The organism is Roseimicrobium gellanilyticum (genome assembly GCF_003315205.1).
Lineage (GTDB): Bacteria > Verrucomicrobiota > Verrucomicrobiia > Verrucomicrobiales > Verrucomicrobiaceae > Roseimicrobium > Roseimicrobium gellanilyticum.
The window spans coordinates 288,213-309,465 of record NZ_QNRR01000009.1; the positions used below are offsets into that span (position 1 = coordinate 288,213).

Annotated in this window: 22 protein-coding genes; 14 read left to right on the forward strand and 8 right to left on the reverse strand. The window is 60.4% G+C overall.

Features of this window, described 5'->3' with window-relative positions:
- Positions 1-2: 2 nt before the first annotated feature.
- The 5 genes from DES53_RS23200 to rfbA all read right to left on the reverse strand — a co-directional run bounded on the left by DES53_RS23200 (position 3) and on the right by rfbA (position 5,528).
- Positions 3-395: a VOC family protein gene (locus DES53_RS23200; protein ID WP_211325651.1), complete on the reverse strand. Its 393-nt coding sequence runs from the start codon at positions 393-395 to the stop codon at positions 3-5.
- Between the two features lie 341 nt (positions 396-736).
- On the reverse strand, positions 737-1,312 hold the full coding sequence (locus DES53_RS23205) for a DUF1802 family protein (protein WP_170157328.1): 576 nt from the start codon (positions 1,310-1,312) through the stop codon (positions 737-739).
- A gap of 120 nt (positions 1,313-1,432) precedes the next feature.
- The gene (locus DES53_RS23210; RefSeq protein ID WP_113960708.1) at positions 1,433-3,259 is read right to left on the reverse strand and encodes an SLC13 family permease; all 1,827 of its coding nucleotides are present in this window, start codon (positions 3,257-3,259) and stop codon (positions 1,433-1,435) included.
- 43 nt (positions 3,260-3,302) lie between these two features.
- Positions 3,303-4,430 carry an LOG family protein gene (locus tag DES53_RS23215; protein ID WP_113960709.1) on the reverse strand — a complete coding sequence of 376 codons (1,128 nt, stop codon included), beginning with the start codon at positions 4,428-4,430 and terminating at the stop codon, positions 3,303-3,305.
- 189 nt (positions 4,431-4,619) lie between these two features.
- A complete protein-coding gene (rfbA, locus tag DES53_RS23220) occupies positions 4,620-5,528 on the reverse strand; it encodes a glucose-1-phosphate thymidylyltransferase RfbA (RefSeq protein WP_113960710.1) in 909 nt (302 codons plus the stop codon).
- A gap of 173 nt (positions 5,529-5,701) precedes the next feature.
- On the opposite strand from rfbA, the gene DES53_RS23225 reads away from it, so the two are divergent.
- The 4 genes from DES53_RS23225 to DES53_RS23240 are packed head-to-tail and all read left to right on the forward strand — an operon-like array spanning position 5,702 to position 11,515.
- Positions 5,702-6,106, forward strand: a complete 405-nt coding sequence (locus DES53_RS23225) for a GntR family transcriptional regulator (protein ID WP_211325652.1) — start codon at positions 5,702-5,704, stop codon at positions 6,104-6,106.
- A 58-nt stretch (positions 6,107-6,164) separates the two neighbouring features.
- Positions 6,165-7,088: an ABC transporter ATP-binding protein gene (locus DES53_RS23230; protein WP_113960712.1), complete on the forward strand. Its 924-nt coding sequence runs from the start codon at positions 6,165-6,167 to the stop codon at positions 7,086-7,088.
- Positions 7,089-7,119: 31 nt separating this feature from the next.
- Complete coding sequence (locus DES53_RS23235) at positions 7,120-9,765, forward strand: hypothetical protein (protein WP_113960713.1); 2,646 nt, start codon at positions 7,120-7,122, stop codon at positions 9,763-9,765.
- A 13-nt stretch (positions 9,766-9,778) separates the two neighbouring features.
- Entirely contained in the window at positions 9,779-11,515 is a 1,737-nt protein-coding gene (locus DES53_RS23240) for an ABC transporter permease (protein WP_147263568.1), read from the forward strand.
- A gap of 23 nt (positions 11,516-11,538) precedes the next feature.
- On the opposite strand, the gene tmk is transcribed toward DES53_RS23240, so the two are convergent.
- Positions 11,539-12,219, reverse strand: a complete 681-nt coding sequence (gene tmk / locus DES53_RS23245) for a dTMP kinase (protein ID WP_113960715.1) — start codon at positions 12,217-12,219, stop codon at positions 11,539-11,541.
- Positions 12,220-12,427: 208 nt separating this feature from the next.
- Between tmk and DES53_RS23250 the strand changes: the two genes are divergently transcribed.
- Positions 12,428-13,483, forward strand: coding sequence for a prenyltransferase/squalene oxidase repeat-containing protein (locus tag DES53_RS23250; protein WP_113960716.1), 1,056 nt, complete (start codon positions 12,428-12,430; stop codon positions 13,481-13,483).
- A 298-nt stretch (positions 13,484-13,781) separates the two neighbouring features.
- Here DES53_RS23250 and DES53_RS23255 read toward each other — a convergent pair whose 3' ends face one another.
- A complete protein-coding gene (locus DES53_RS23255) occupies positions 13,782-14,702 on the reverse strand; it encodes a LysR family transcriptional regulator (protein ID WP_211325653.1) in 921 nt (306 codons plus the stop codon).
- Between the two features lie 99 nt (positions 14,703-14,801).
- Between DES53_RS23255 and DES53_RS23260 the strand changes: the two genes are divergently transcribed.
- The 9 genes from DES53_RS23260 (at position 14,802) to DES53_RS33160 (ending at position 19,587) form a co-directional block, all read left to right on the forward strand.
- Positions 14,802-15,029, forward strand: coding sequence for a ferredoxin (locus tag DES53_RS23260; protein ID WP_113960718.1), 228 nt, complete (start codon positions 14,802-14,804; stop codon positions 15,027-15,029).
- Between the two features lie 87 nt (positions 15,030-15,116).
- Complete coding sequence (locus tag DES53_RS23265) at positions 15,117-15,509, forward strand: hypothetical protein (protein ID WP_147263569.1); 393 nt, start codon at positions 15,117-15,119, stop codon at positions 15,507-15,509.
- A 118-nt stretch (positions 15,510-15,627) separates the two neighbouring features.
- Positions 15,628-16,020, forward strand: coding sequence for a YciI family protein (locus tag DES53_RS23270; RefSeq protein WP_170157329.1), 393 nt, complete (start codon positions 15,628-15,630; stop codon positions 16,018-16,020).
- Between the two features lie 283 nt (positions 16,021-16,303).
- Positions 16,304-16,651, forward strand: a complete 348-nt coding sequence (locus DES53_RS23275; RefSeq protein ID WP_170157330.1) for a YciI family protein — start codon at positions 16,304-16,306, stop codon at positions 16,649-16,651.
- Between the two features lie 41 nt (positions 16,652-16,692).
- Entirely contained in the window at positions 16,693-16,998 is a 306-nt protein-coding gene (locus tag DES53_RS23280; RefSeq protein ID WP_170157331.1) for a putative quinol monooxygenase, read from the forward strand.
- Between the two features lie 195 nt (positions 16,999-17,193).
- Positions 17,194-17,838 carry a hypothetical protein gene (locus DES53_RS23285; protein ID WP_113960723.1) on the forward strand — a complete coding sequence of 215 codons (645 nt, stop codon included), beginning with the start codon at positions 17,194-17,196 and terminating at the stop codon, positions 17,836-17,838.
- 96 nt (positions 17,839-17,934) lie between these two features.
- Entirely contained in the window at positions 17,935-18,522 is a 588-nt protein-coding gene (locus DES53_RS23290) for a YfbM family protein (RefSeq protein WP_113960724.1), read from the forward strand.
- 53 nt (positions 18,523-18,575) lie between these two features.
- Positions 18,576-18,962, forward strand: coding sequence for a hypothetical protein (locus DES53_RS23295; RefSeq protein WP_113960725.1), 387 nt, complete (start codon positions 18,576-18,578; stop codon positions 18,960-18,962).
- 115 nt (positions 18,963-19,077) lie between these two features.
- Entirely contained in the window at positions 19,078-19,587 is a 510-nt protein-coding gene (locus DES53_RS33160) for a hypothetical protein (protein WP_113960726.1), read from the forward strand.
- 140 nt (positions 19,588-19,727) lie between these two features.
- On the opposite strand, the gene lpdA is transcribed toward DES53_RS33160, so the two are convergent.
- Positions 19,728-21,110: a dihydrolipoyl dehydrogenase gene (gene lpdA / locus DES53_RS23305; RefSeq protein WP_113960727.1), complete on the reverse strand. Its 1,383-nt coding sequence runs from the start codon at positions 21,108-21,110 to the stop codon at positions 19,728-19,730.
- Positions 21,111-21,253: the final 143 nt, after the last annotated feature.

A 21,253-nucleotide genomic window follows, 5' to 3' on the forward strand; every position in this document is an offset into this window, starting at 1 on the left:
GCTCAGCTTTGACGTCCGTCCACCGGCTCCAGCAACTCAATCCGATTCCCGAACGGATCTGCGACATAGATGCGCTCGTAGCCTTCGAGCGGTTCATCAATCACCACATTGATTCCAGCTGCCGCAAGATGCGCCTTCAGCGCTGGCAGACTTTTCACCAGCAGTGCGGGGTGCGCCTTCCGTGCAGGCAGGAACTCCTTCTCCACACCCAAGTGCAGGCGTAGCGCGCCGCCTTCAAACCACACGCCCCCACGTTTGGCGAGATTCGCGGGCTTGGGAACTTCCCTCAAACCGAGGACGCCGGAATAGAAAGACCGGGCTGCATCCTCCTCGCCCGCAGGCATGGCGAGTTGGACGTGATCGAGACCGTGGATGTGAAAAGCGAGATCGTTCAAGCGGATGGGATGATGGAATCCTTCACACCGTAGCACAAATCTCAAGGGTTCCACGCGGAGAATGACGGCTCAATCGCCGCCATCTCCTCCACCGTCATCTCCAGAATCGTGGGATTGCGAATGGCTGTGGCCAATTTCGTCACTTCCACCGCTGTCGTGGTTGCTCCTTTTGAAACGACTCTGAGAGGAGTCTTGTCGCGCGAGCCGCGGGGCCACGTAACGGTACAAGAACCACAATGAGGCGGCGATGAGGCCGAACACAGCAAGGAGCCCGACGAGCGTTTCCATGGTTGGGTGATCGGTGCGGACTGTCCCTCGGGGACTCGTGAATCTCAAACTATTTAGGAGCCCAGCATCCCCCGCACCGTGTGCGCCGCATCCTCCCAAGTGGCATCGTTCATCACGGGACGCTGCAGCGCCACCTGCTCCTTCGCCTCGCCTTCGGTGGGCAGTTTCACCCAGCTCCGGCAGCCGCCGTAACCGCGCTCGTAGGGAAAGCTCCAGATCTCCGGCAGCGAATACATGCGTACAAGCGCCACATGCAGGCAGCTTTCTTCATTCCAGGCGAAGCGTTCACGCACCACTTCATCCTTCCATACATGCAGAGGCTCCAGTGCGGCGACCTTGTCCCAGTCGGTGAGGCACCACACCTGGTGGAGCTTCGCAAAGTAATGCACATCCACACGCTCGCGTTGCTCGTCCTGCGGCACGGTCACTTCACCGGCGTTCTCCGGCATCCATTTCAAGGACTCTGCTTGCGTGTGAAATCCGGTGGGGAACAACCAGAACGCATCATGCTGAAAGTGGAATCCACTCTTGCCCTCATGAATGCCGCCTTTGCGCAGGATCAGGGTTTGCGCGCCCTGACCGAGCGCTTCACATACAAAAGACCATTCTTTGAAACCGATGGGGGGCAAGGGAGTCGATAGTTGAGGGTTGATAGTGGATAGCTTGAACCTGACCAGTATCGAAGAGAACAGGTCAGATGGCAGTTCTTCAGACTATCAACCATCAACCATAGACCATCAACCCGCGTCTCACTTCAGCGGAAACAGCCACGGCACCAGAAGAACCGTGACCAGCAGTACAAGGATCGTGAAGGGCACGCCCACCTTGAGGAAGTCACCAAAGCGGTACTGCCCCGGACCGAGTACGAGGGTATTCACCGGAGAGGACACGGGTGTCATGAAGGAGCTGGAGGCTGCGATGGCCACCGTCATGGCGAAGGGCACGGGAGAGACGCCCAGATGCGAGGCCATGCTCAGGGCGATGGGCGCCATGAGCACGGCGGTGGCGGTGTTGGAAATGAAGAGCCCGATCACCGCGGTGAGTACGAAGAGACTGCCAATCAACACGCGGGGACCGGCGCCTCCCGTCAGATACGTCAGGCCTTCCACGGCGAGATCCACTCCTCCGGTAATTTCCAGCGAACGGGCAAAGGGCATCATCCCAGCGATGAGCACCAGGCTCTGCCAGTGGATGGATTTGTAGGCTGAGTCCATGGTCACACAGCCAAAGGCGCCCATCAGCAGACAGGCCAAGAATGCTGCGAGGACATTGGGCACCAGGCCGGTTACCATGAGCGTGACCATCACGCAGAGACTGAGCACGGCATAGAATGCCTGGCTCGCGGCGGGGGCCACGTCTTCGACATCTGCGGGCAGGCTCAGGACGATGAAGTCTTTCGTCTGTGACTGAAGCTGGCGGATGGATTTCCACGGACCCACCACAAGGAGCACGTCTCCCAACTTGAGGTTCTCCTCCAGCACCGGGCCCGCCATCGCCTTGCCGGAACGCCGCAATCCGACGACCGTGAGTCCGTGTTTCCGTCGAAACGCAGCCTTGATGGTTGATTTGCCGATCAGGTCGGATTCTGGCGGTATGAGGACTTCTGCCATGCCCACCTCGCGGGAGTTCGCCATGAAGTAGCTCCCGGTGAGTGGAAGTCCCTGCAGTTTCAAGTCTGCCTCCATCTTTTCCAGTCCGCTTGCTGCGGAGACATCCACCAGCAGCACATCCCCGGCTTGCAGCACCATGTTTGCGCCGGGATTGAAAAGCTTCCGGCGGAAATGCACCTGGCGATCCACGGCCACCACGTTGCAACCGTAGTCCTTCCGCATGGACACGGTCTTGAGCTGGTGTCCATCCAAAGGGGAGTCCGGGAGGACGCGGAAGCGGCGGCCATGGGTTTCCAGGTGGTACTCCTGGATGAGATGTTTCAGACCACGTCGTCCGGTCTTCTGCGTGGACTCGTCTTTACCGCCGAGCCACCGTCGCGCGATCAGCATGTAACCCGTGCCCATGGCCAGAACCACGAGGCCCATCGGAGTGAAACTGAAGAAGGAGAACCCGGCATGGCCGGCGTGCTTCAGCGTGGCATCTACCACCATGTTCGGCGGTGTGGCCACCAGGGTGAGCATGCCGCTGATGAGGCCGGCGAAGCTCAATGGCATCATCAGGCGGCTGGGAGAGATGCGGAGGCGATTCGTGACGCTCAGCACCACGGGAATGAACATGGCCACCACGCCCGTGGAGCTCATGAAGGCCCCCAGCCCGGCCACGGCGAGCATCAATAGCACCAGCAGGCGCGTCTCACGGCTGTCCGCTTTCCGGATCAGCCAGTCCCCCACGTGATGGCTCACTCCGGTACGCGCCAATCCATCTCCGATGACGAATAGGGCCGCGATGAGGAGCACATTCGGATCGCTGAATCCCGACATCGCCTCGGGCACGGTGATGATTCCACTGAGAGGCAGGAGAATCAGCACCAGCAGCGCCACCACGTCTGCGCGTGGCCGGTTGGCCGCGAACATCGCGACGCATCCCGCCAGCAGTGTCAGCACCCAGATCAGTTCCGTTTTCATCTGACATGATGCTCAGTGACCTGCACTGTATGCGCACTGGCAGCTATAACTTTGCCAGGACCACCGCTGAGGAGTTGATGGCATCAATGAATTGCCGCCACCGTCCGAAGTCACCGCGGCGGAAGTGCGCGATGAGTCGCGGCAGGTGGAAGATGCCCTCTTCATTCGCCTCCTCCGGCAACGCCGTGCCCTGCTCGATTTGTCCCTCGGCGAGCAGATCCTTGAAATCCTCGTTGAGCTGCTTCACCGCTGCTGCGGAGAGTTTGCGTTTCAGGCGGAAGACCACGCGATCACGCACATGACGGTAGGAGTGGAAGATGCGGTAGAATTGCAGAATCTCCTGCACCGCCTCCTCCACATCTTCCACGCGGCGGATGAGCGTGAGATCGAGCGGTGAGATGAGACCGTGACCCAGGAGGTGGCTTTCCACGAATGCGAGGAATGTCTTCCAGTATTCCATGCCCGGGACATCCACCAGCACGATGGGAAGGATGTTTGCCTTGCCTGTCTGCACCAGCGTGAGTCCTTCAAAGAGCTCGTCCATGGTGCCAAAGCCCCCGGGGAAGAGCGCAAAGGCATCTGCTTCCTTCACGAAGGAGAGTTTCCGCGTGAAGAAGTAATTGAAGGTCATCAGCTTCTCATCACCCAGGATGGTGTCATTGGCGCTCTGCTCGAAGGGCAGTTTGATGTTCAGACCAAAGCTCTTCTCACGTCCCGCACCATGTTGTGCGGCGCCCATGATGCCATCGCCTGCGCCGGTGATGACCATGTAGCCCTCCTGCACCATGCGCTGGCCGAAGCGCTCGGCCGCCTGGTAGGCTGGATTGTCAGGCAGCGTGCGCGCGGAGCCGAAGATGCTCACCTTGCGGCAGTGGCGGTAGTCCTGGAAGACCTTGTTCGCATACCGCATCTCGCGCAGGGCGCGGTGCAGCATCTTTAGGTCGCCCATGCCCGCATTGTCACGACCGATCTTGAGGCTGGTCATGAGCATGCCCGCGATGAGGTCGCGCTTGCGCGGATCCTTCACCCAGTGACCGGCGATTTCCTTCAGCCGATCGTCCAGGGCTCTATCGCCCGTGGTATTGCGGGGACGCTCTGCGAGATCAAAGATGCCCCCAGCGGTGAAGTCCTTTTCCTGCGGCTGGGGGTCGGGGAGTCTGGAATCTGGCATGGTGAGGATAACGGGGAAAGCAAACGGCTAAGCCTCAATTGCCCATGAAGCAAACGGCTTCGCGGCGCAGATGGGCCGCAGCGCGAGCCCACGGGGTCCCTTCGCACTGCCGGAGTCCCTGAGATCCGCGGCTGCCGCCCGGCCTGCTGTCGATCTGCTTTCCAGAGCGGCTTCCTGCGCCAGCAATGCTTACGCGATCGGCCCGTGGGCCGCCGTGGTGTGTTCATACTGCGCCATCTTGCGCAGGTAGACAGCGTACTCGGTCTTGCCGAGTCTGTCTGCGGTGGCCAGCAACTCGGCCTTGGAAATCCACTGCTTGTTGTAGGCGATTTCTTCGAGGCAGGCGATCTTGAGGCCCTGACGATGCTCGATGACCTTCACAAACTCCGCTGCTTCCAGAAGTGAGTCCGGTGAGCCCGTGTCCAGCCAGGCAACGCCACGGCCCAGCACTTCCACGTGGAGCTGGTTGTCTTCAAGGTAGAGGCGGTTCAGGTCGGTGATCTCCAGTTCACCACGGGCGCTGGGCTTGATGCTGCGGGCCAGTTTGCACACGTTCTCATCGTAAAAGTAGATGCCTGGTACAGCGTAGTTCGACTTCGGCTGCTTGGGCTTTTCCTCCAGCGAGATCGCCTTGCCAGCCTTGTCGAACTCCACCACGCCGTAGATCTCCGGTGTCGCGGTGTAGTAGCCGAAGATGGTCGCGCCTTTGCCCTGCGCACCGGCACGCTCCACCGCCTTGCGGAACTGGGTGCCGTAGAAAAGGTTGTCTCCCAGCACGAGCGCCGCCGCACTGCCGGCGAGGAATTCCTCCCCGATGTGGAACGCCTGTGCGAGACCTTCGGGCTTGGGCTGCTCCGCGTATTCAAACTTCACGCCCCACTGCGAGCCATCGCCCAGCAGCTTGCGGAAGCCCGGGAGATCGTGCGGGGTGGAGATGATGAGGATCTCCCGGATGTCCGCCAGCATCAGCGCGGAGAGCGGGTAGTAGATCATCGGCTTGTCATAGACCGGCATGAGCTGCTTGCTCACGGCAATGGTGAGCGGGTAGAGCCGGGTGCCGGAACCCCCGGCGAGAACGATGCCTTTGCGTGCGGACATGGGAATGAATATGAGGTGGCGCGAAGTGTGACTGCAATAGGAAGGCGGACAAGGGAAAAAGGAAGGCCTGAACACCTGTGCAGGAGCACTGCCGTGATTCCCCATCGTGCTTCGGAGAAAAAATTGTTGCAAGTGTAACAGTCATGCTGTTACACTTGGTACAGATTGCCGCCATGCTTCCCTTCTCCGTCCAGTTTCAGGACAATGCCCCCGTCTCAGACCAGATTCTGCAGGCGGTGCGGAAGGCGATGCTCACTGGGCAGCTCCAAGCCGGGGACACCTTTCCCTCCGTGCGCGTGCTCAGCCAGGAGCTCCAGATCAGCCCCACCACTGCGCACAAGGTGGTGCTCCAGCTCAAGGCCGCCGGCTACCTCGCCGCCCAACCGGGCCGCGGCATGGTGGTGACCACGCCCGCGTTGCCGCCCTTGGACGATCGGCTTGCCCAGCTCAGCCCTGCCTGTGAGCGGCTGCTACAGGAGGCGGCGGACCTCGGCCTCACTTTTGATCAAGTGCTGGAGGCCCTGCATCGCACCCACTCCCCTGCGCGGGATCTGCTGGATGCCGCTGGCCAAGGTTAGCAACTGCCCGCCCCTCTTACCTGCGACCTGAAAATCGCGAACCGAAACACTCCCACCCATGAGCGCCCTCATCGAACTCCACGACCTGCGCAAAAAGTTCCGCCGCACCATGGCGGTGGATGGCCTCACGCTCTCGGTACCGGAGGGCGCGGTGACCGCTTTCCTCGGGCCGAACGGTGCGGGGAAGAGTACCACCATCCGCTCCATGCTGAATCTCTACCGGCCGGATGGCGGGACAGCGACGGTACTGGGCTGCGACTCCCGGAAGCTCGGGCCGCAGCAGTTTGTGAACATCGGCTACGTGGCGGAGAGCATGGAACTGCCGCTGTGGATGACCGTGGCGCAGTTCCTCGACTATTGCCGCCCGCTCTATCCGCAGTGGGACACCGACTTTGAGAAGCGGCTCATGCAGCAGTTTGAACTGCCGCCGAAAACGAAGCTACGCGCCCTCTCGCGTGGCATGCGCATGAAAGCGGCACTGCTCAGCAGCCTTGCCTACCGGCCGAAGCTCGTGGTGCTGGACGAGCCTTTCTCCGGATTGGATCCACTGGTGCGGGATGAATTCATCCGCGGCCTGCTGGAGCTCACGGAGGAGGAGGGCTGGACCGTCTTTGTATCCTCTCATGATATTGAAGAAGTGCAGCGCCTCGCGGACCGGATCGCGATCATCAATCGTGGACGCCTTGCGCTGGAGGAGGATGCGGAAGCATTGCAGGCGCGATTCCGCGCGGTGGAGGTGGTGATGCCGGATGGTGCGAAGGCGCCACCACAGGTTCCTTCCACATGGCTGCATCTGGAGCAGGCGGGCCGCACCGTGCGTTTTGTCGACACGCGTTACACAGACGGCATCGCGCTGGAGAAGCAGATCCACCAGCACCTGCCGGAGGTGATCACCCACAGTGCCCACGCGATGAGTCTCCGGGAAATCTTCGTGGCGCTCGCGCGTGCCTATCGCCTGGAAGGAACGGTGACAGGAGCATGAAGTACGGTGAATCCTATCACACCCTGATATCATGAACTTCACCCTGCATCATTTCCGCAAGGAAGCATCCCATGTGCGCCTGCGCTGGCTGCTCTGGCTGGTGCTCCTGGCACTGCAGATGGCGGTGAATCTGGAGTGGATCGCGCCCATGCCGCCGGATTTCAAAGTGGACCGCAGTGTGGTGAATCCCTTCTGGCTTTTCTTGGTGAGACCCGTGGTCTGGGGCGTGGCATTCTGGCTCGTCGTATCCTGTGCACCAGAGGATCGCCCGGGGAATCCCGAGCGGTTCCTTGGCGCGCGCCCGCTACCGCTTCGGAGTTATCTGCTCGGCAGGGTGCTGACTTTTCTGGCGCTCATTGTAGTGCCCTTCGGTGTGCAGGAGGCTCTGTACTTGTGGTTCTCGGATCGTCCATGGAATGAGATTCTCAGCGGCGCGGGCGAGGCGGCATTCAGAGCATGTGCTTTCCTTGGATGGTGGATTCCCTTTTCCCTGCTGTGCCGGCGTCGGCGTGAGGTGTGGCTCAGTTTGGGCGTGGTGCTCGCCGCCCTTTTCGTGGCGTGGCTTTCCCTGGCATGGGCCGCCAAGGTAACTTCCGAGAAGCTGATCGATGCGCCTGATCCTCTACCGGTGTCGATCCATTGGCTGAGGCATGCCGTGCAGTGGCCTGGTTGGTTCTTCGTTGGCGCCGTGATTTTGTCAGGCGTTGCCTGGAGGCATCTGAGCAGGGGGTGGAAACTTGGCCTGCGACTTGCCGCCGTGTTCGTGATCGTTGCGGGCACCCTGCTGCTGATCCTTCACGTGCCACTACCCAATCCCGCCACACGTCCCACTGCACAGGCAGAAGTGGATCGCCTGGCGCCGGGTCTGCAGCCCGCGTTCACCAAATACAAACTGCAACCCTCCAGGGGCGCCCAGCAGCGATATGATGCCTGGGTGAAAGGGGAGATGCATGGGTTCCCTGCGGAATACACTCCGCACTGGAGAAGGCAAAAAGTGGTCCTCAGTCATGGCAGCGACGTGATCACCACGACGCGCTCTGAAGCCCCGGGCTTTGATACGGCATTTCATCCCTGGCAGGACATTTCGGTGCAGGGTGCGCTCTCCAGCTTCTTCCCCAAGGACACTTTGTGGAGGGCGGGTCCTCGTTGGGGTATCGATCGCGGCGCAGATGCCGGCCGGTTCCGCGTGCCGGACTCATGGACACGTGATCGCAGTCCCATTTCCGTGGAGGGAGCGTATGCGATCGACTGGCTCAAGTGGGAGAAGGAGGCAGATCTTCCTGCCGTGGCCGGAAGCACTCTGACCACGGCTGGGACGAGATGGACGGTGCTGGCGGTGGATGACCATAGGTCATCGTGGGGTGATCCGACTTCCGGAATGGTGAGCGTGACGTTGCGTCTCGAGCACCGGGCGCAGGGTTTGAGCGCGCCACCCTGGGATTGGACCCAGGAGTTTGTGCCCGTGCTGCATGCGCCACATTTGGGGCTCGTCTTTTCAGATGCCTGGAAAGGCGATGGGGCACAGCCTCAGAATGCGCAGCCCCAGATAGGCGTCCGCGCGGAATCCTCCGCGTGGCAGCGGCGCATCTTCCGCGTGTCGTGGCCAAAGGCGCTGGCTCCGCTGGGCCCTGTTCAAAAAGCTGATGAGGGAAAGCTTCGTCTGGTGGTGCTGAGGAGGTCCTATGCTGGGACTTCCATGTGGGAGGGAAGTCTGCCCCCGATGACGCTCCCGGATTCGGACTCCAGAATCGAACAGTATCCTGACTCCGTGCAGGAGGATGAGTCCTTCCTCGCCCGTCTCAGGGAGTTGCCGGAACTCGGTGAGAACACCACTTTGGAAGAAGCTCAGCGGTACCTCGCGACCGTCATGGACATCTTGCGGCCCACCTTCAGACGGCCGTGGGCAGGTCGCCTCGATCTGGTGGTGGAACGGCTCGAGCCGATGGCACGCCTGTATCCCTCCTTGCTGCTCAAGACTGGCGACCAGCGACCGTGGCCGGAAATCCTGGGGAAGCTCGCCGCGTTCCCCCAGATGCAAAAGGCCATCCTCACGGAGATGCCGGTGAAGCCGTGGCTCGCCACGGTGGTGGACCAGAGTCCGGAATGGCAGCCGCTCCTGCGTGAGCAGGCCCCGATGATCATGAGCACTGTTCCTCCCTTGGAGGGACGTTTCTTTGCCAACCTCTTCATGAACCTCCGGGATCCGGCCCATGTGCCGTGGCTGATCAAAGTGATGGAAGCCAGTGCAGATGAGGACTTGTACTTGCACTGCCGATCATTTCCGGAGCATCGTGAAGCGGCCGATGCGGCGGCACGCCGTGCAGCTCTGGCATCGATACAGGAATCAGGTCCGTTCGTTGGAAACACCCAGGCAGAAGCCTTTCGGGGGCTCGCGTTGGGACTGCGGGCTGGCATCCCTGAGGTGCTGCAGTTGGTGCAGCACCTCGCCAGGGTAATGACTGCGGAGGAGCGCGACGGGCTCCTTGTTGGTGGAAGGGTGTCTGAGGCGTTTGGACTTCCGCGTCTCACGATGTTCCCACCCGGGGTGCAGGAAAAGGACAGGGCTTGGTTGGCTGAGATAGCGGCCTTGGGTCCCGAAGAGCTACGGTTCGATGAAGAAGCGCGCGTGTGGCAGCCGGTCGCCCCACCCCGGTCCCCTGCCACTCCCCAACGATGATCCCTGCTGTTGCATGAATATGGTCGCCACCCTTCCAGAACCGGAGTCCGCCAGCCAGCTCTCCATCGCCCGGCAACAAGTGGCCCACCCGCAAGGATTGTGGCTGCGTGTGCGGCACCAGTGTGTCCATGAGTTGCGAAGGCAATGGCTGCTGGTGCTCCTCATGTGGCTGCTGCCCGTGACATCGCTGGCGCTGCAGATTTCCGGATTGGAGTATCATCTTATATTGGGTTATATCATCGGTCCAGTCTCGGTGGTGTTCTGCGTGGTCCTGACGTGCAGATGTGTGTGGGCCTCCTCGGCGGCCCGGCCGGAGATACTGATTCACACGCAGCCGCTGGGCCGGCTGGCGCTGGTGCTGAGCCAGGGATTGTTCATGCTGGTGGCGATCGTCGTTCCCTGGCTGCTGCTGGATATCGTGGCGGGACTGGGTTTTGAATTCAGCAGGGGCCAGTGGTCGCAGCTCGTCCTCGGCAGCTTTCTTATGGTGCTCCTGCCCATCGGACTCAGCGCGGCCTGGATGTCCGCAGCACGCACCTACCGGCAGCAAGGTGTGATCTTCATCGTGGCTCTTCTTGCCTGGTGGGGAGCGGCTCTCCTGTGCAGCGAGATGTCGAGCAATCATCTTCTGGACTGGCTGGAACCCGACCGCAGCTTCTCGACGGAGCAGTACTGGGTGCATCTCTTCGGTGCCGGCCTGATGGGTTTCATCCTGTGGGTTCTTCAGTCGCTGTGGCATCGGCGCCGTGTCATGTTGTGTGCCGCGCTGGCGGGGGCGGTGGTGCTGGCACTCATTACGCTGGGCTGGCCATGGAACTGGATGAGGGGGGATGCGATGACCTACACGCGGGGCACTCCAAGGCTCGTATTGCCTGGAGCGGACAAGGCTTTACAGCCGGGTGCCACCCGCCTGTGGGACGGCGTGGTCGTAGAGGGTTTGCAGCCTGCTGAGGTGCCGGTGATCACGGGCTTTCACCATCGTGGCTTTCGTTTCCCGACATCGTTCACAGACGCCAATGATCGTGATCCAGCGCCCAACACTTTCGGGACCAAACGCGCTGGTGTGAATGTGGACATGATGCGCACCATCAACAGCTCCCTGCCCCAGGGCTGGATCGTGTCTGATGATGGCAGGGTCTCCGTGCGCCCGCCTTTGAAGGATGTGCTGCAGATGACCGCCTCCGACCTGTCCAGTGTGCAAGAACGAGACGCATGGACCATGACCCTGGCTGTCGTGCAGCCGCGTATGGTGGCTGAGTTTCCCCTGCGGGACGTCCTTGATGGCAAGAAGGAGTTTCTCCTGGAGCCTGGACTGCGTGGAGTCATGGGAGAGATCAAGTCGCCCGAGGCCTTCCTGCAGTTGTGGGTGCAGACTGCGGAGCGCTCACCCATTCTGTCAAAACATCCTGCGCGCCAAGGTGGTACCACGACTTCTGAAAGGCTGCCCCGGAAGTTGTATGTCCTGCTTCTGGATGATTCCCAAAACATGGCACATATGAAGGTGAGCCAGTCCATCACCATGAATCCCTACGCGGTGGGATTTCCGGGAATGACCTTCACTACAGCATTGATGTTCGACACGCTGCCGGTGGATGGTCCGCGGGCCCGAATGCAGATCACCGGGTTGACACGCGAGCAGTGGATCTCCCAAGTGCGCGTGCAGATCTGGTGGCCGGAGCTGCACGGTTACTCTCGCCTGCACGTCACAGGCGCAGAGGTGCAGAAGATGAGCAAGGCACAGGGGAGCTGACGGCGTGCCTCTGTCTTGATGGCTCAACCCCCGAAGATCCCCAGCGTGCCCGTGCCCAGGGAGCCGGGATTTGCCGTCTTCCACAGTTTCTGCAGTGCGGCGTCCTTGAAGAGACTCAGGCATTCGCGCGAGACGTCGCGCCACGGTTGCGAGGCATCCACGATCACGGAGCGGGCCTGGCTTTGTGCGGGCAGCTTCAAGAAAAGGTCACGGATCTTCTGCTGGTAGGCCGCGTCTTCGAAGGAGTTCGGCTGGTCGCCGCGGACGCGGATGCGCTTCTGTCCCACCTCGACCGGCAGATCCAGCAGCAGGATGAGGTCCGGAATGGGGAAGCTGGTCTCGTTGTGCTCCAGCACCTCCTTCACACTGGCCCCACGGGCGCCTTGGTAGGCGGCGGTGCTCCAGTAGTAGCGGTCCAGGATCATGATGCCATCCTCCTCCAACGCCGGCCCAATGGATTGCTCCGTGTGCTGGGCGCGATCCTTGTGAAACATGTCCAGCTCCTGCGCCAGCGTGAGGCGACCGGCAGAGGCGGATTCGCGCAGTTTCGTGCCCCATTCCAGGCTGGTGGGCTCCTTCGAGAGTGCACACAGCAGACCGCGCTCTCCGCACCACTGCGCCAGCGTGGCTGCCACGGTGGTCTTGCCCGCGCCATCAATGCCTTCCACGGCGATAAGAAGTCCTCCGGGGATGGGTCGTTTCATGGGCGGAATGAAGAAAGGCGGGCGATCAGGGGCAAAGGGCCGGTAGTGTAGTGCAATCTGCTTCTCCTTTCCAAGGCAACTTTGCAGGAACGCGCCTGAGCCCCATCCTTTTGCCTGTCTTCCACTGCGAAAGCGCTGCTAAGTTCCATGTGGCGGGCACGTTTAGTCGGGTAGGAGAGGGGAATGCGGCTCCGCTTCCCATCCAGTCATGACTCGCCATTCAGCGCTTTGTCTCGTTTTGCAGCTTGGCTGTGTGTTCATGATGCGCTCGCTGTGTGCTGCCGGGGAACTCACACCCGCGCCGATGCCTGAGCCAGCTGCCGTGAAAGCGGCGGTGCAAAAGGGCTTGGCCTTTCTGGAAAAGGAGGGAGCCGCCTGGTACGAGGAGAAGAGCTGTCTCTCCTGTCACCACATTCCCTTTCAGGTCTGGGCCCATCGCGAAGCCCAGCGCCGCGGCTTTTCCGTGGAGCAGAAGAAGCTCGACGAATGGGTTGGCTGGTGCGTGGAACTCGCCGAACCGAAGGGCGGGAATGACGTGCTCGCCGAGCTGATGGTCTTCCTGTCTCGCGATATGGTGCCGCCCGGTGAGGCGCAGAAGAAACTGGAGACCCTGCCTGCGAAGATCGCGAGTTTCCAGAAGCCGGATGGTTCGTGGGCGGCATCAGGACAGTTTCACGCGGAGAGCTGGCCCGCGGCCGAAGCGAACGAGACCACGACGAGGCTCATGCTGCAGAGCCTGAACTCGCCTTGGGCGGATGCGGAGAAGACCAAGGCGAATCGGGAGCGCGCGCTCGCTTGGCTGAAGACCCGCGAGGCGCAGACCGCGAACGCGAGTCCTCAAAGCACGCGCACCCATGCCACGCGACTTGCCTACGCCGTGACAATCAAACATACGGTCCAACAAGTTGCGCTCTGTGAGACGTTGCTTTCCCAGCAACAACCCGATGGTGGATGGCGCTGGAAGATGGGTGCAGAAGGCAAAGACAGCGATCCTATCACCACCGGTGAAGTGCTCTACGTCCTCAACGTCGCCGCCGCAAAGCAGATGGACACGATAGCACCTCGCGCCGTCGCCTACCTCTTGAAGACGCAACGCGAAGACGGCGCTTGGTATCAGGATCACAAAAGAATCAGCAACAAGATCCGCAAGGAGGAGAACCCCAAGGTCGATGGCATCTACACTTACTGGTCCACCGCATGGGCGACCCTGGGATTGCTGAGCACATTTCCCGAGGTGAAGGCGGAAGTGACGGCGGTGAAGTAGGATTAGTTGATTGCACAACGTAAGCGCGAGATTGAGCTCTGACGCACTCTTCTGGTTTGTTGCTTTGCGTGCCAGACACACTGGTGGGGAGCCGCTGCGCCGGCTTCCTAATCAAGTGGGCGGAGGCGGTGTGGAACTGGTACGTGGCGAGCTGCTTTCACCCGAATGCTCCGCTCCACCTCCGCCCGCTCTAGTCAGGAAGCCGGCGCAGCGGCTCCCCACCGGCTTTTTAGAAGCAGAGGGTTAGCGGGTGGTACCTGTCACCGACTGACTTGTGGAGATGTGGTGGGTAGAGAGATCAGAACAGGATGTGATCCACGAAGCCCTGCACGTGCGCGGCGCGTTTGCGTTCTTTCCGTGCCAGCACGGCCAGCTCGCGGGTGAAGCGGGGTTTCCAGGTGAGGCGTTGCACGGCCTGCCTTCGCGCAAAGGCGGCGAGCGAGCGTCGGGGCACCAGTCCAATGCCCATGCCGGTGGCGACGAGCTGGATGACGACATCGAAGCTGTCGAGCTCCATCGCGGGCTCGATTTCCAGATTCTGCTCATGCAGCCAGGAGCGCATGGCACGGCCGGTATTGGTACGTGGATCGAGCATGAGCCATCTTTGATGCGTGAGCCAACTTCGCCAGGTGCGCGAGTTGGCGGTGGCCGGCGGCGCCACGGCATCACGCGCTGCGATCAGCGCGAACACATCCTGGAACTGATGAGTGATCTCCAGACTCGGATGCAGACGCCGTGGCGGGCAGAGAATGCCGAGATCCAGTTCGCGCTGATCCAGCGCCTCAAGGATGGCCGCACTGTCCTGGTGATACACCCGCGTAAAGACCTCCGGCTGATGTCGCTGGCTCGCCGCAAAGAGACCGGGCAGATGCGCGAGTGTGACACTGCGTGAGATACCCACCTTCACCTCACGCCGTGCTTCGGTGAATTCCTCACGGATCCGCTTCAGCACCGCGTCCACATCGCCCACAAGACGCCGGGAGTGTTGCTTCAAGTAGAGACCGGCTTCGGTCAGGGTGACGCGCCGGGTGGTGCGCTCGAAAAGCGAGATGCCAAGACGCTGCTCCATGCCCTGGATGGCGCGTGTGAGGGAGCTCTGCGTGAGCCCCACATTCCGCGCAGCCACCGTGAAACTGCCACTCTCCGCCAGCGCGTGGAAATGATGCAGGTCGCGCAGGTCGAAGGGTGAGGTGGCGAGGAAGTCATGCGCCATATGCATGAATATATGGCATTAATGCATTTCACGCAATGAGGTTGCAGGCGGAGGGTTGGTTCGCTCAGAAAATCGAGCCAACCAAATCGACAAACTCACCCGACCATGTCCAACCCACTCGACCGCAATCCTGAAAACGTGCCCGGCTCCTTCTATGTCGACAACACCTGCATCGACTGCGACATCTGCCGGGGAAGCGCGCCGCAGTTCTTCACCCGCTGGGATGATGGCGGCTACAGCATCGTCCACACCCAACCAGTGACGGAGGAGGAAATCGCGCAGGCCATGGAAGCCATGGAGGGATGCCCTTCGGAATCCATCGGGCGCGAGTGAAGGCAGTTTGCGCATTCATGGGGTTTTCACACCCAATTCATGTGACAAAAAAGGCTCACATGCCGAGGCTGGGAATCATCCTCGACCATGCACCCGAGATACCTGTCATTCCTCTGCCTATTGCTGACTCTGGTTTCCTGCGGCGGTGAGCCGCTGCAGGGGCCGGAGGTGGCGCGCCAGAGGGCGCTTTGGGAGCCGAAGGGCTGGACCTTCGTGGAAGTCTGCGGCGACTCGAGCTGGGCACATGAATCCAGTGAGGTTCGCCTGCAAGGCACGGAACCCAGTCTCAAGGTCTTTGCTGAGACAAGCGGTGTCGACGGACGTGGTCCCAAGAGCACCTCTGAGAAAACCTATGCGGAGCCCGGATACACCTACCTGGAGGTCAAGATGAGTGCCGGGTTTACGGATTGTTATTCCATCGTCTTCAAAAGGAAGGTCGACGCCAACGACGATGCGAAACGGAATGCGGCAGTCCCCTGAGAGGGGCGACGGGCTTTCACTGCGATGGCCGCAAAAAACGTTGTCCTTTCTGCGGCACCCGGTTCGTCATGGTGGTGAATGCGTCGCTCCAGCGTCGCCCATCATCCTGATCACCGCCATGAATGCTGCCCCAACATCCACCGAAGTCGAATCCAAGCCCAAGTTCATGCTCTTCCTGCGCCATCCGCACGGGGAAGATCTCCCGCCCACGCCGCAGGAGCTTGAGGTCATCATGGGGCGCTTCAAGATTTGGATGGATGACATGGAGGCCAGAGGACACGTGATCGGTACCAATGGTCTGGATACGAACGCTGGCAGAGTGCTGCGGGGCACCATGGTGATGGACGGGCCACTCATTGAGGCAAAAGAGATTGTCGGCGGCTATGTGATGCTCACTGCTGAAAATCTCGATCAGGCCGCAATACTGGCCGGCGCGTGCCCCGGGCTGGAGTACGGCATGACCCTGGAGGTGCGGCCGGTAGTCGCCTGCTGTGGGGCGGCCAGTGATTGATTCACGAAGCAACGACGCGACTCCCCACTGATTCTTTTAGAAGCAGAGAGTTCAGCGGGGGTGCCTGTCACCGGCTGGTTCGTGAACGGAGTTTGGTAGGGAATTCGGAATAGAATGGAGGAATGCCCTTCCCAATCCATCGGGCGGGAGTGAGGAGAAACGTATATTGCGTCATCTGTTGTCCCATTTGGCGCGGGTGATTCGTCATATCCGGGAGGGCAGCTGCTTTCCTTCATCTTTCCCACCCCATCATATGAGCACCACCGATGCCCGACCCAGATTCATGCTGCTGCTTCGCCACCCCTATGGTGACGGACCGCCCCCTACACCCAGTGAAATGGAGGAGATCATGGGACACTTCAAAAAATGGATGGAGTCCATGAATTCAAAGGGCCAGGTGGTTGCAACGCATGGACTGGAGCCCACCGGAAAGGTGCTTCGCGGCCCGCATGGTGCACTCATAGTGGACGGTCCAATGATTGAGGCGAAGGAGATTGTGGGCGGGTACGTGACGATCTATGCTGAGAACCTGGAGGAGGCCGTGGAATGCGCCCGGGCGTGCCCAGCTCTGAACTACCGCATCGCGGTGGAGGTACGGCCAGTGGCGCATTGCGATCGCCCGGAGGCGTGAAGAGGTCTGTCAGCTGGCAACAAGAAAAGCCCCGCATCATCATGAGCAAGCAAGCCCTCTTCATCCGCCATCAAGCCAAACCGGGATGTCGCGATGACGTGCGACGGGTTTGGGAAACCTTTGTGAAGCCGCGTGCCGCCGCGAATCCGGGGCACGAGGCCTACTACTTCTGCTATGACGAGGGTGACCCAGATACCATCTGTGTGTTCCAGCTCTACAGCAGCAAGGAGGCCATGGATGCCTTTCTCGCTGGCGAGTGGTATCCAGACTATCTGAAAGCGGTGGGTGAAGTCGTGGCCGCGCCCCCGCAGATTTCGCCAGCAGGTCTGGTGTGGCAGAAGGGGTGAGCGGCAGGTGAGAAACGAGGTAATTGCGCCACACGTTTGTGCCGGTGTACTCGAGCTCGAGATGCAACGGCTCAAGATGTTATGCGTCGATATCTGCCAATGACATGGACTCCGGATACGCGAGGGCCCTGGAGCTGTACGCTGAATGTTTCATGCGTAACCCGAGCCGCGGCATGGTCGTCTTCCTATCATGCCATGAGCGGATCCGGCACCAAGAAGGGACTTTTCAGTCTGGTCATCGGTGTGTTGTTTCTGGGCGCTGCTGTCATCGTCATGAAATCATGCGGGCAGGATCATGGCGGACCGTTGGAGCTCATGCCGGGGAAGGCGGACATCGTCTTCTTCAGGAACTACCGGGTTCCTGTCCTAGATTTCCGCTATCGGACGCTGGCGAAGAAGTATGACTTGGGGAAAGCGGTGGTCATTCCACCTTCTGCGGCCTGGCAAACCCTGGCAGGTCAGCTTGGCATCAAACGTGAGGTGTCTGAGTTTCCTCTCGTGTTTGCGCAGACGCGCCGTTCGAAGGGAGGTCGGGAGCTGCTGGTGGTGGTGCAGCTCGCACACAAGTTTTCTGGCGAAGGATTTTTTTCGGGTCCCGGTCCAGTGATAAACATGGAGATGGTCACGGTGGAAGGATACGGCTCTGCGACTCCTCGGATGGTCTGGAGCGGTTCGACTCACCTCGGCACGATGCAGGGAAGTTGCCTCTATGTCGGCGAGCCCGACGCCATCGATGTCTCGAGGTTCCAGTTCAGGGTGGAAACGGAAGGTGGTCACGGTAAAACAGTAATCATGGAGCTTCTGGATGATGGCTCTCTCAAGACGGTGCACAAGCCTTGAGCTGGACGATGAGGAGAGAGTAAATCCGAGTGTATTTGCCGGCTTGGCGTGTGGCGGTGTTTGACATGCGGACGGTTCCGCGCGCATCGTTTCGCCATGGGAGTTGTCCTTTCGTACATCCGTGTATCGCCAGCAAATGCTGCGCTCCTGCTGCAGCATCCGAAGCTGATGCACGCATTGCTGGGTTTTGAAGAAAGCGCTGCGTCGTCAAAGCGAAGCGGTTTTTTATCGAGACTCTTTGGTCGAAAGGTGGAGCCGAAGTCGAAGTCGGAGTCGCTTCCGTCACTGGAACCAAGAGAGGGAGAGGACGAAGGTGATACCGACAAGGCCTGGCAGGGCATGCACTTCATTCTTACAGGCACCGCAGAAGGAGGAGACTTCCCGGAGGGATTCATCATGCACGGTGGAACTCCCGCCGGTGATGACCGGGAAGAGACAGGCGCTCGCCTGTTCCAGCCAGAGGAGGTGCAGCGCATCCAGGCGGTGTTGGAGGCACAGACTGAAGATGGCGTTCGCTTGCGTTACGATGGGAAGAAGATGGACACAGCTGGAGTGTATCCGCAAATCTGGCAGCGCGACGGTGAAGAGGGCGTGGCCTACATCTGGGAAACTCTTTGCGAAATGAGAGAGTTTGTTCGTGAAACCGTGGAGAAGAAGTGGGCGCTGCTGGTATTCTTCAGTTAGGGCAGGGATGTCCTGGTTTCATTACGCCCGCATTCATTCATTGCCCCACCTCCATGCCCCAGTCTCAGTTCCGCCCCGGCTTTCGCTTCTCCGCGATGGATGCGGTGGTGTTGTGCCTTGGCGCAGCGACCGCGTGGTTTCTCGGTTCTGTCATCTGGTGGGCCGGTGTGGCCGTGGTATTTGTCGTGGGACACTTCTTTCTGTTCTGCAATGTCTTCCGCATCGCCCGCGGGTCCGAGTTCACCTGGGCCGGCACCTTTGTGCTGCTTGCCGCGTGCACCTTGATCACGGACTGGCCTGGATGGCCTGCGGTCTTCATCGCGTGTGTCTGCTTGAGCACCTTCTTGATCTGGCGCGAGACCAGGAAGAAAGACTATCACGGCATCTTCTGGCAGCGGCGGAATCCGGGGTTGCGGGAGTGGTGGGAATACTCACGATAGAGCACTTTTGACGCCAGGAGAAAATGGCCGGGTGTGTTTGAAGACGTATGAGTGATTTGGCACGAGAGAACGAAAAGTGTACGGTGACGCTCACTGAGATGAGAGCCTAACTTCCATGTATCCTTCCACTGAAGTTCTCAAATATCTCCTGGAGCGGGACGGGAGCACGAGGGATATCACATTTCGCCCCGCTGCCCGGTGGCGGTTGATTGCGTTCTGTGAACAATTGCTGTCGAAGTACAGCATCGAAAGTCTTTCCGACTCGGAAGGAGAAGATCAGGCGGAAGCTCTCAAGGTACACGATTGGGAGACGTTGTTCGGATCCTCTTGTGGTCATTCTTTCGGAGTCTTTCGGAGTGATTCTGCGATCATTCAGAGGCTTCTTTGCTTTGTGGATTGGGATCTCAGCGATCATTCCGAGTATGAGGTGGAGCTTAGTTTTTTCCCCACCGACCTCTGTCCGACGACATTCACACTGCCTGCCTTCAGAGAACTCGTTGAAGAGTGGCGTACTGTCCTTGGAGCGGATGACTATTTTGTTCGGCAGGAGAATGCCAGCTGGGACCTATACGATTCCACCGGATTGGGTGTCATCTATACGCACCTCAGGCCGCCACTACACTAACGACTGCGGCCTTAGTGGAAGGACGTGGCGTGGAGCTGGCGTGTGGTAGCGGCGGCACTTCCAAGCTCCGGCAAACAAAAAAGCACCGGCTTGCGCCGGTGCTCTTGCAGGAAGTGCTGTCTCGCTCTTCCGCGCTTCGATCAGATATGAATCGGATGTCCCTCCGCCACTTCGGTGGCTTCCTTGAGCATCTCGGCCAGGGTCGGATGCGCGTGGATGGTGGCTTCGATTTCGTCGGCGGTGGCTTCCATGGTCACGGCGAGGCTCATCTCAGCGATGAGTTCGGTGGCCTCGGCGCCGATGATGTGGGCACCGATGATTTCGCCGTGGGGTTCGCCGTAGATGATCTTCACAAAACCTTCCGTCTCGGCGATGGCGAGGGCCTTGCCGCTGACCTGGTAGGGGAACTTGCCGACCTTGTACTTCAGGCCCTTGGCCTTCGCCTGCGCCTCGGTGAGACCGATGCTGGCAACTTGCGGCTGGCAGTAGGTGCAGCCGGGGAAGGTGGTGACCTTCTTCGGCTTGTGGCCGGGCTTGAACATGCCTTCCACCGCGTGCACGGCTTCGTAGCTGGCCACGTGCGCGAGCCAGGGCGGCCCGATGATGTCGCCGGCGCCGTAGATGCCCTTCACACTTGTCTCGTAATTGGCGTCGGTGTCGAGCCAGCCACCCTTTTCGGACTTCTTGAGCTCCACACCTTCCGGGAGCAGGGGCACCACGCCGATGGCCACGAGGCACATGGGGGCCTCCAGCGTTTCGTTGGCCGCGCCTTCGACGGTCAGGCTCACCTTGTCACCATGGTCCTTGGAGGCGGTGACCTTGGTGTTCGTCAGGATGCGGATGCCGGCCTTCTTCAGGCTCTTTTCCAGGGCCGCGCTCACCTCTTCATCTTCCACGGGGAGGATGCGGGGCATCATTTCCACCACGGTCACCTTCGTGCCGTAGGCGTTGAAGAAATAGGCGAACTCGATGCCGATGGCGCCGGCGCCCACGATGAGGATTTCCTTGGGCTGCTCGGCCAGCGTCAGCGCCTCGCGGCTGCCGATGACGGTCTTGCCATTGAAGGGCAGGCCGGGCATGGGGCGGGACTTCGCGCCGGTGGCCACCAGGATCTTCTGGGTGTCGTAGGAGGTCTTCTTGCCGTCCTTGTCCGTCACTTCCACCTTGCCCGCAGCCGGGATGGCGGCGGTGCCGCGGATGTAGTCCACCTTGTTCTTCTTGAAGAGGAACTCGATGCCGCCGCAGAGCTTGTCGGACACCTTGCGGCTGCGGCCCACGATCTTGCTCCAGTCGTAGGAGATGCCGTCAATCTTCAGGCCGAACTCGTCCGCGCGATGCGTGAGGGTGTGGTACAGCTCGGCGTTCTTCAGGAGTGCCTTGGTGGGAATGCAGCCCCAGTTCAGGCAGGTACCGCCAGCGCGGTCGTTCTCCACGCAGGCCACTTTTTTGCCAAGCTGGGCGGCGCGGATGGCGCCGACGTATCCCGCGGGGCCGCCGCCGATGACGATGAGGTCGTAGGTCATGATGAGTAGTCAGTAGAAGGGAAAGTGTCCTGTGTGAGTGGGGGTGTGGACGTAGCGCACGGAGCAGGGGAGTGCAAGGCGCGGCGTGGTGTTCGACCACCCCGCCGCTGCCCTGGACCTCCTGTCCTGCCAATGATTACGCC

Excerpts from the sequence above, each read along its gene's own strand:
- DES53_RS23210 (WP_113960708.1), bottom strand. The coding sequence starts at position 3,259 with ATGAAAACGGAACTGATCTGGGTGCTGACACTGCTGGCGGGATGCGTC.
- DES53_RS23215 (WP_113960709.1), bottom strand. The coding sequence starts at position 4,430 with ATGCCAGATTCCAGACTCCCCGACCCCCAGCCGCAGGAAAAGGACTTC.
- rfbA (WP_113960710.1), bottom strand. The coding sequence starts at position 5,528 with ATGTCCGCACGCAAAGGCATCGTTCTCGCCGGGGGTTCCGGCACCCGG.
- DES53_RS23225 (WP_211325652.1), top strand. The coding sequence starts at position 5,702 with ATGCTTCCCTTCTCCGTCCAGTTTCAGGACAATGCCCCCGTCTCAGAC.
- DES53_RS23230 (WP_113960712.1), top strand. The coding sequence starts at position 6,165 with ATGAGCGCCCTCATCGAACTCCACGACCTGCGCAAAAAGTTCCGCCGC.
- DES53_RS23235 (WP_113960713.1), top strand. The coding sequence starts at position 7,120 with ATGAACTTCACCCTGCATCATTTCCGCAAGGAAGCATCCCATGTGCGC.
- DES53_RS23240 (WP_147263568.1), top strand. The coding sequence starts at position 9,779 with ATGAATATGGTCGCCACCCTTCCAGAACCGGAGTCCGCCAGCCAGCTC.
- tmk (WP_113960715.1), bottom strand. The coding sequence starts at position 12,219 with ATGAAACGACCCATCCCCGGAGGACTTCTTATCGCCGTGGAAGGCATT.
- DES53_RS23250 (WP_113960716.1), top strand. The coding sequence starts at position 12,428 with ATGACTCGCCATTCAGCGCTTTGTCTCGTTTTGCAGCTTGGCTGTGTG.
- DES53_RS23255 (WP_211325653.1), bottom strand. The coding sequence starts at position 14,702 with ATGCATATGGCGCATGACTTCCTCGCCACCTCACCCTTCGACCTGCGC.
- DES53_RS23260 (WP_113960718.1), top strand. The coding sequence starts at position 14,802 with ATGTCCAACCCACTCGACCGCAATCCTGAAAACGTGCCCGGCTCCTTC.
- DES53_RS23265 (WP_147263569.1), top strand. The coding sequence starts at position 15,117 with ATGCACCCGAGATACCTGTCATTCCTCTGCCTATTGCTGACTCTGGTT.
- DES53_RS23270 (WP_170157329.1), top strand. The coding sequence starts at position 15,628 with ATGAATGCTGCCCCAACATCCACCGAAGTCGAATCCAAGCCCAAGTTC.
- DES53_RS23275 (WP_170157330.1), top strand. The coding sequence starts at position 16,304 with ATGCTGCTGCTTCGCCACCCCTATGGTGACGGACCGCCCCCTACACCC.
- DES53_RS23280 (WP_170157331.1), top strand. The coding sequence starts at position 16,693 with ATGAGCAAGCAAGCCCTCTTCATCCGCCATCAAGCCAAACCGGGATGT.
- DES53_RS23285 (WP_113960723.1), top strand. The coding sequence starts at position 17,194 with ATGAGCGGATCCGGCACCAAGAAGGGACTTTTCAGTCTGGTCATCGGT.
- DES53_RS23290 (WP_113960724.1), top strand. The coding sequence starts at position 17,935 with ATGGGAGTTGTCCTTTCGTACATCCGTGTATCGCCAGCAAATGCTGCG.
- DES53_RS23295 (WP_113960725.1), top strand. The coding sequence starts at position 18,576 with ATGCCCCAGTCTCAGTTCCGCCCCGGCTTTCGCTTCTCCGCGATGGAT.
- DES53_RS33160 (WP_113960726.1), top strand. The coding sequence starts at position 19,078 with ATGTATCCTTCCACTGAAGTTCTCAAATATCTCCTGGAGCGGGACGGG.
- lpdA (WP_113960727.1), bottom strand. The coding sequence starts at position 21,110 with ATGACCTACGACCTCATCGTCATCGGCGGCGGCCCCGCGGGATACGTC.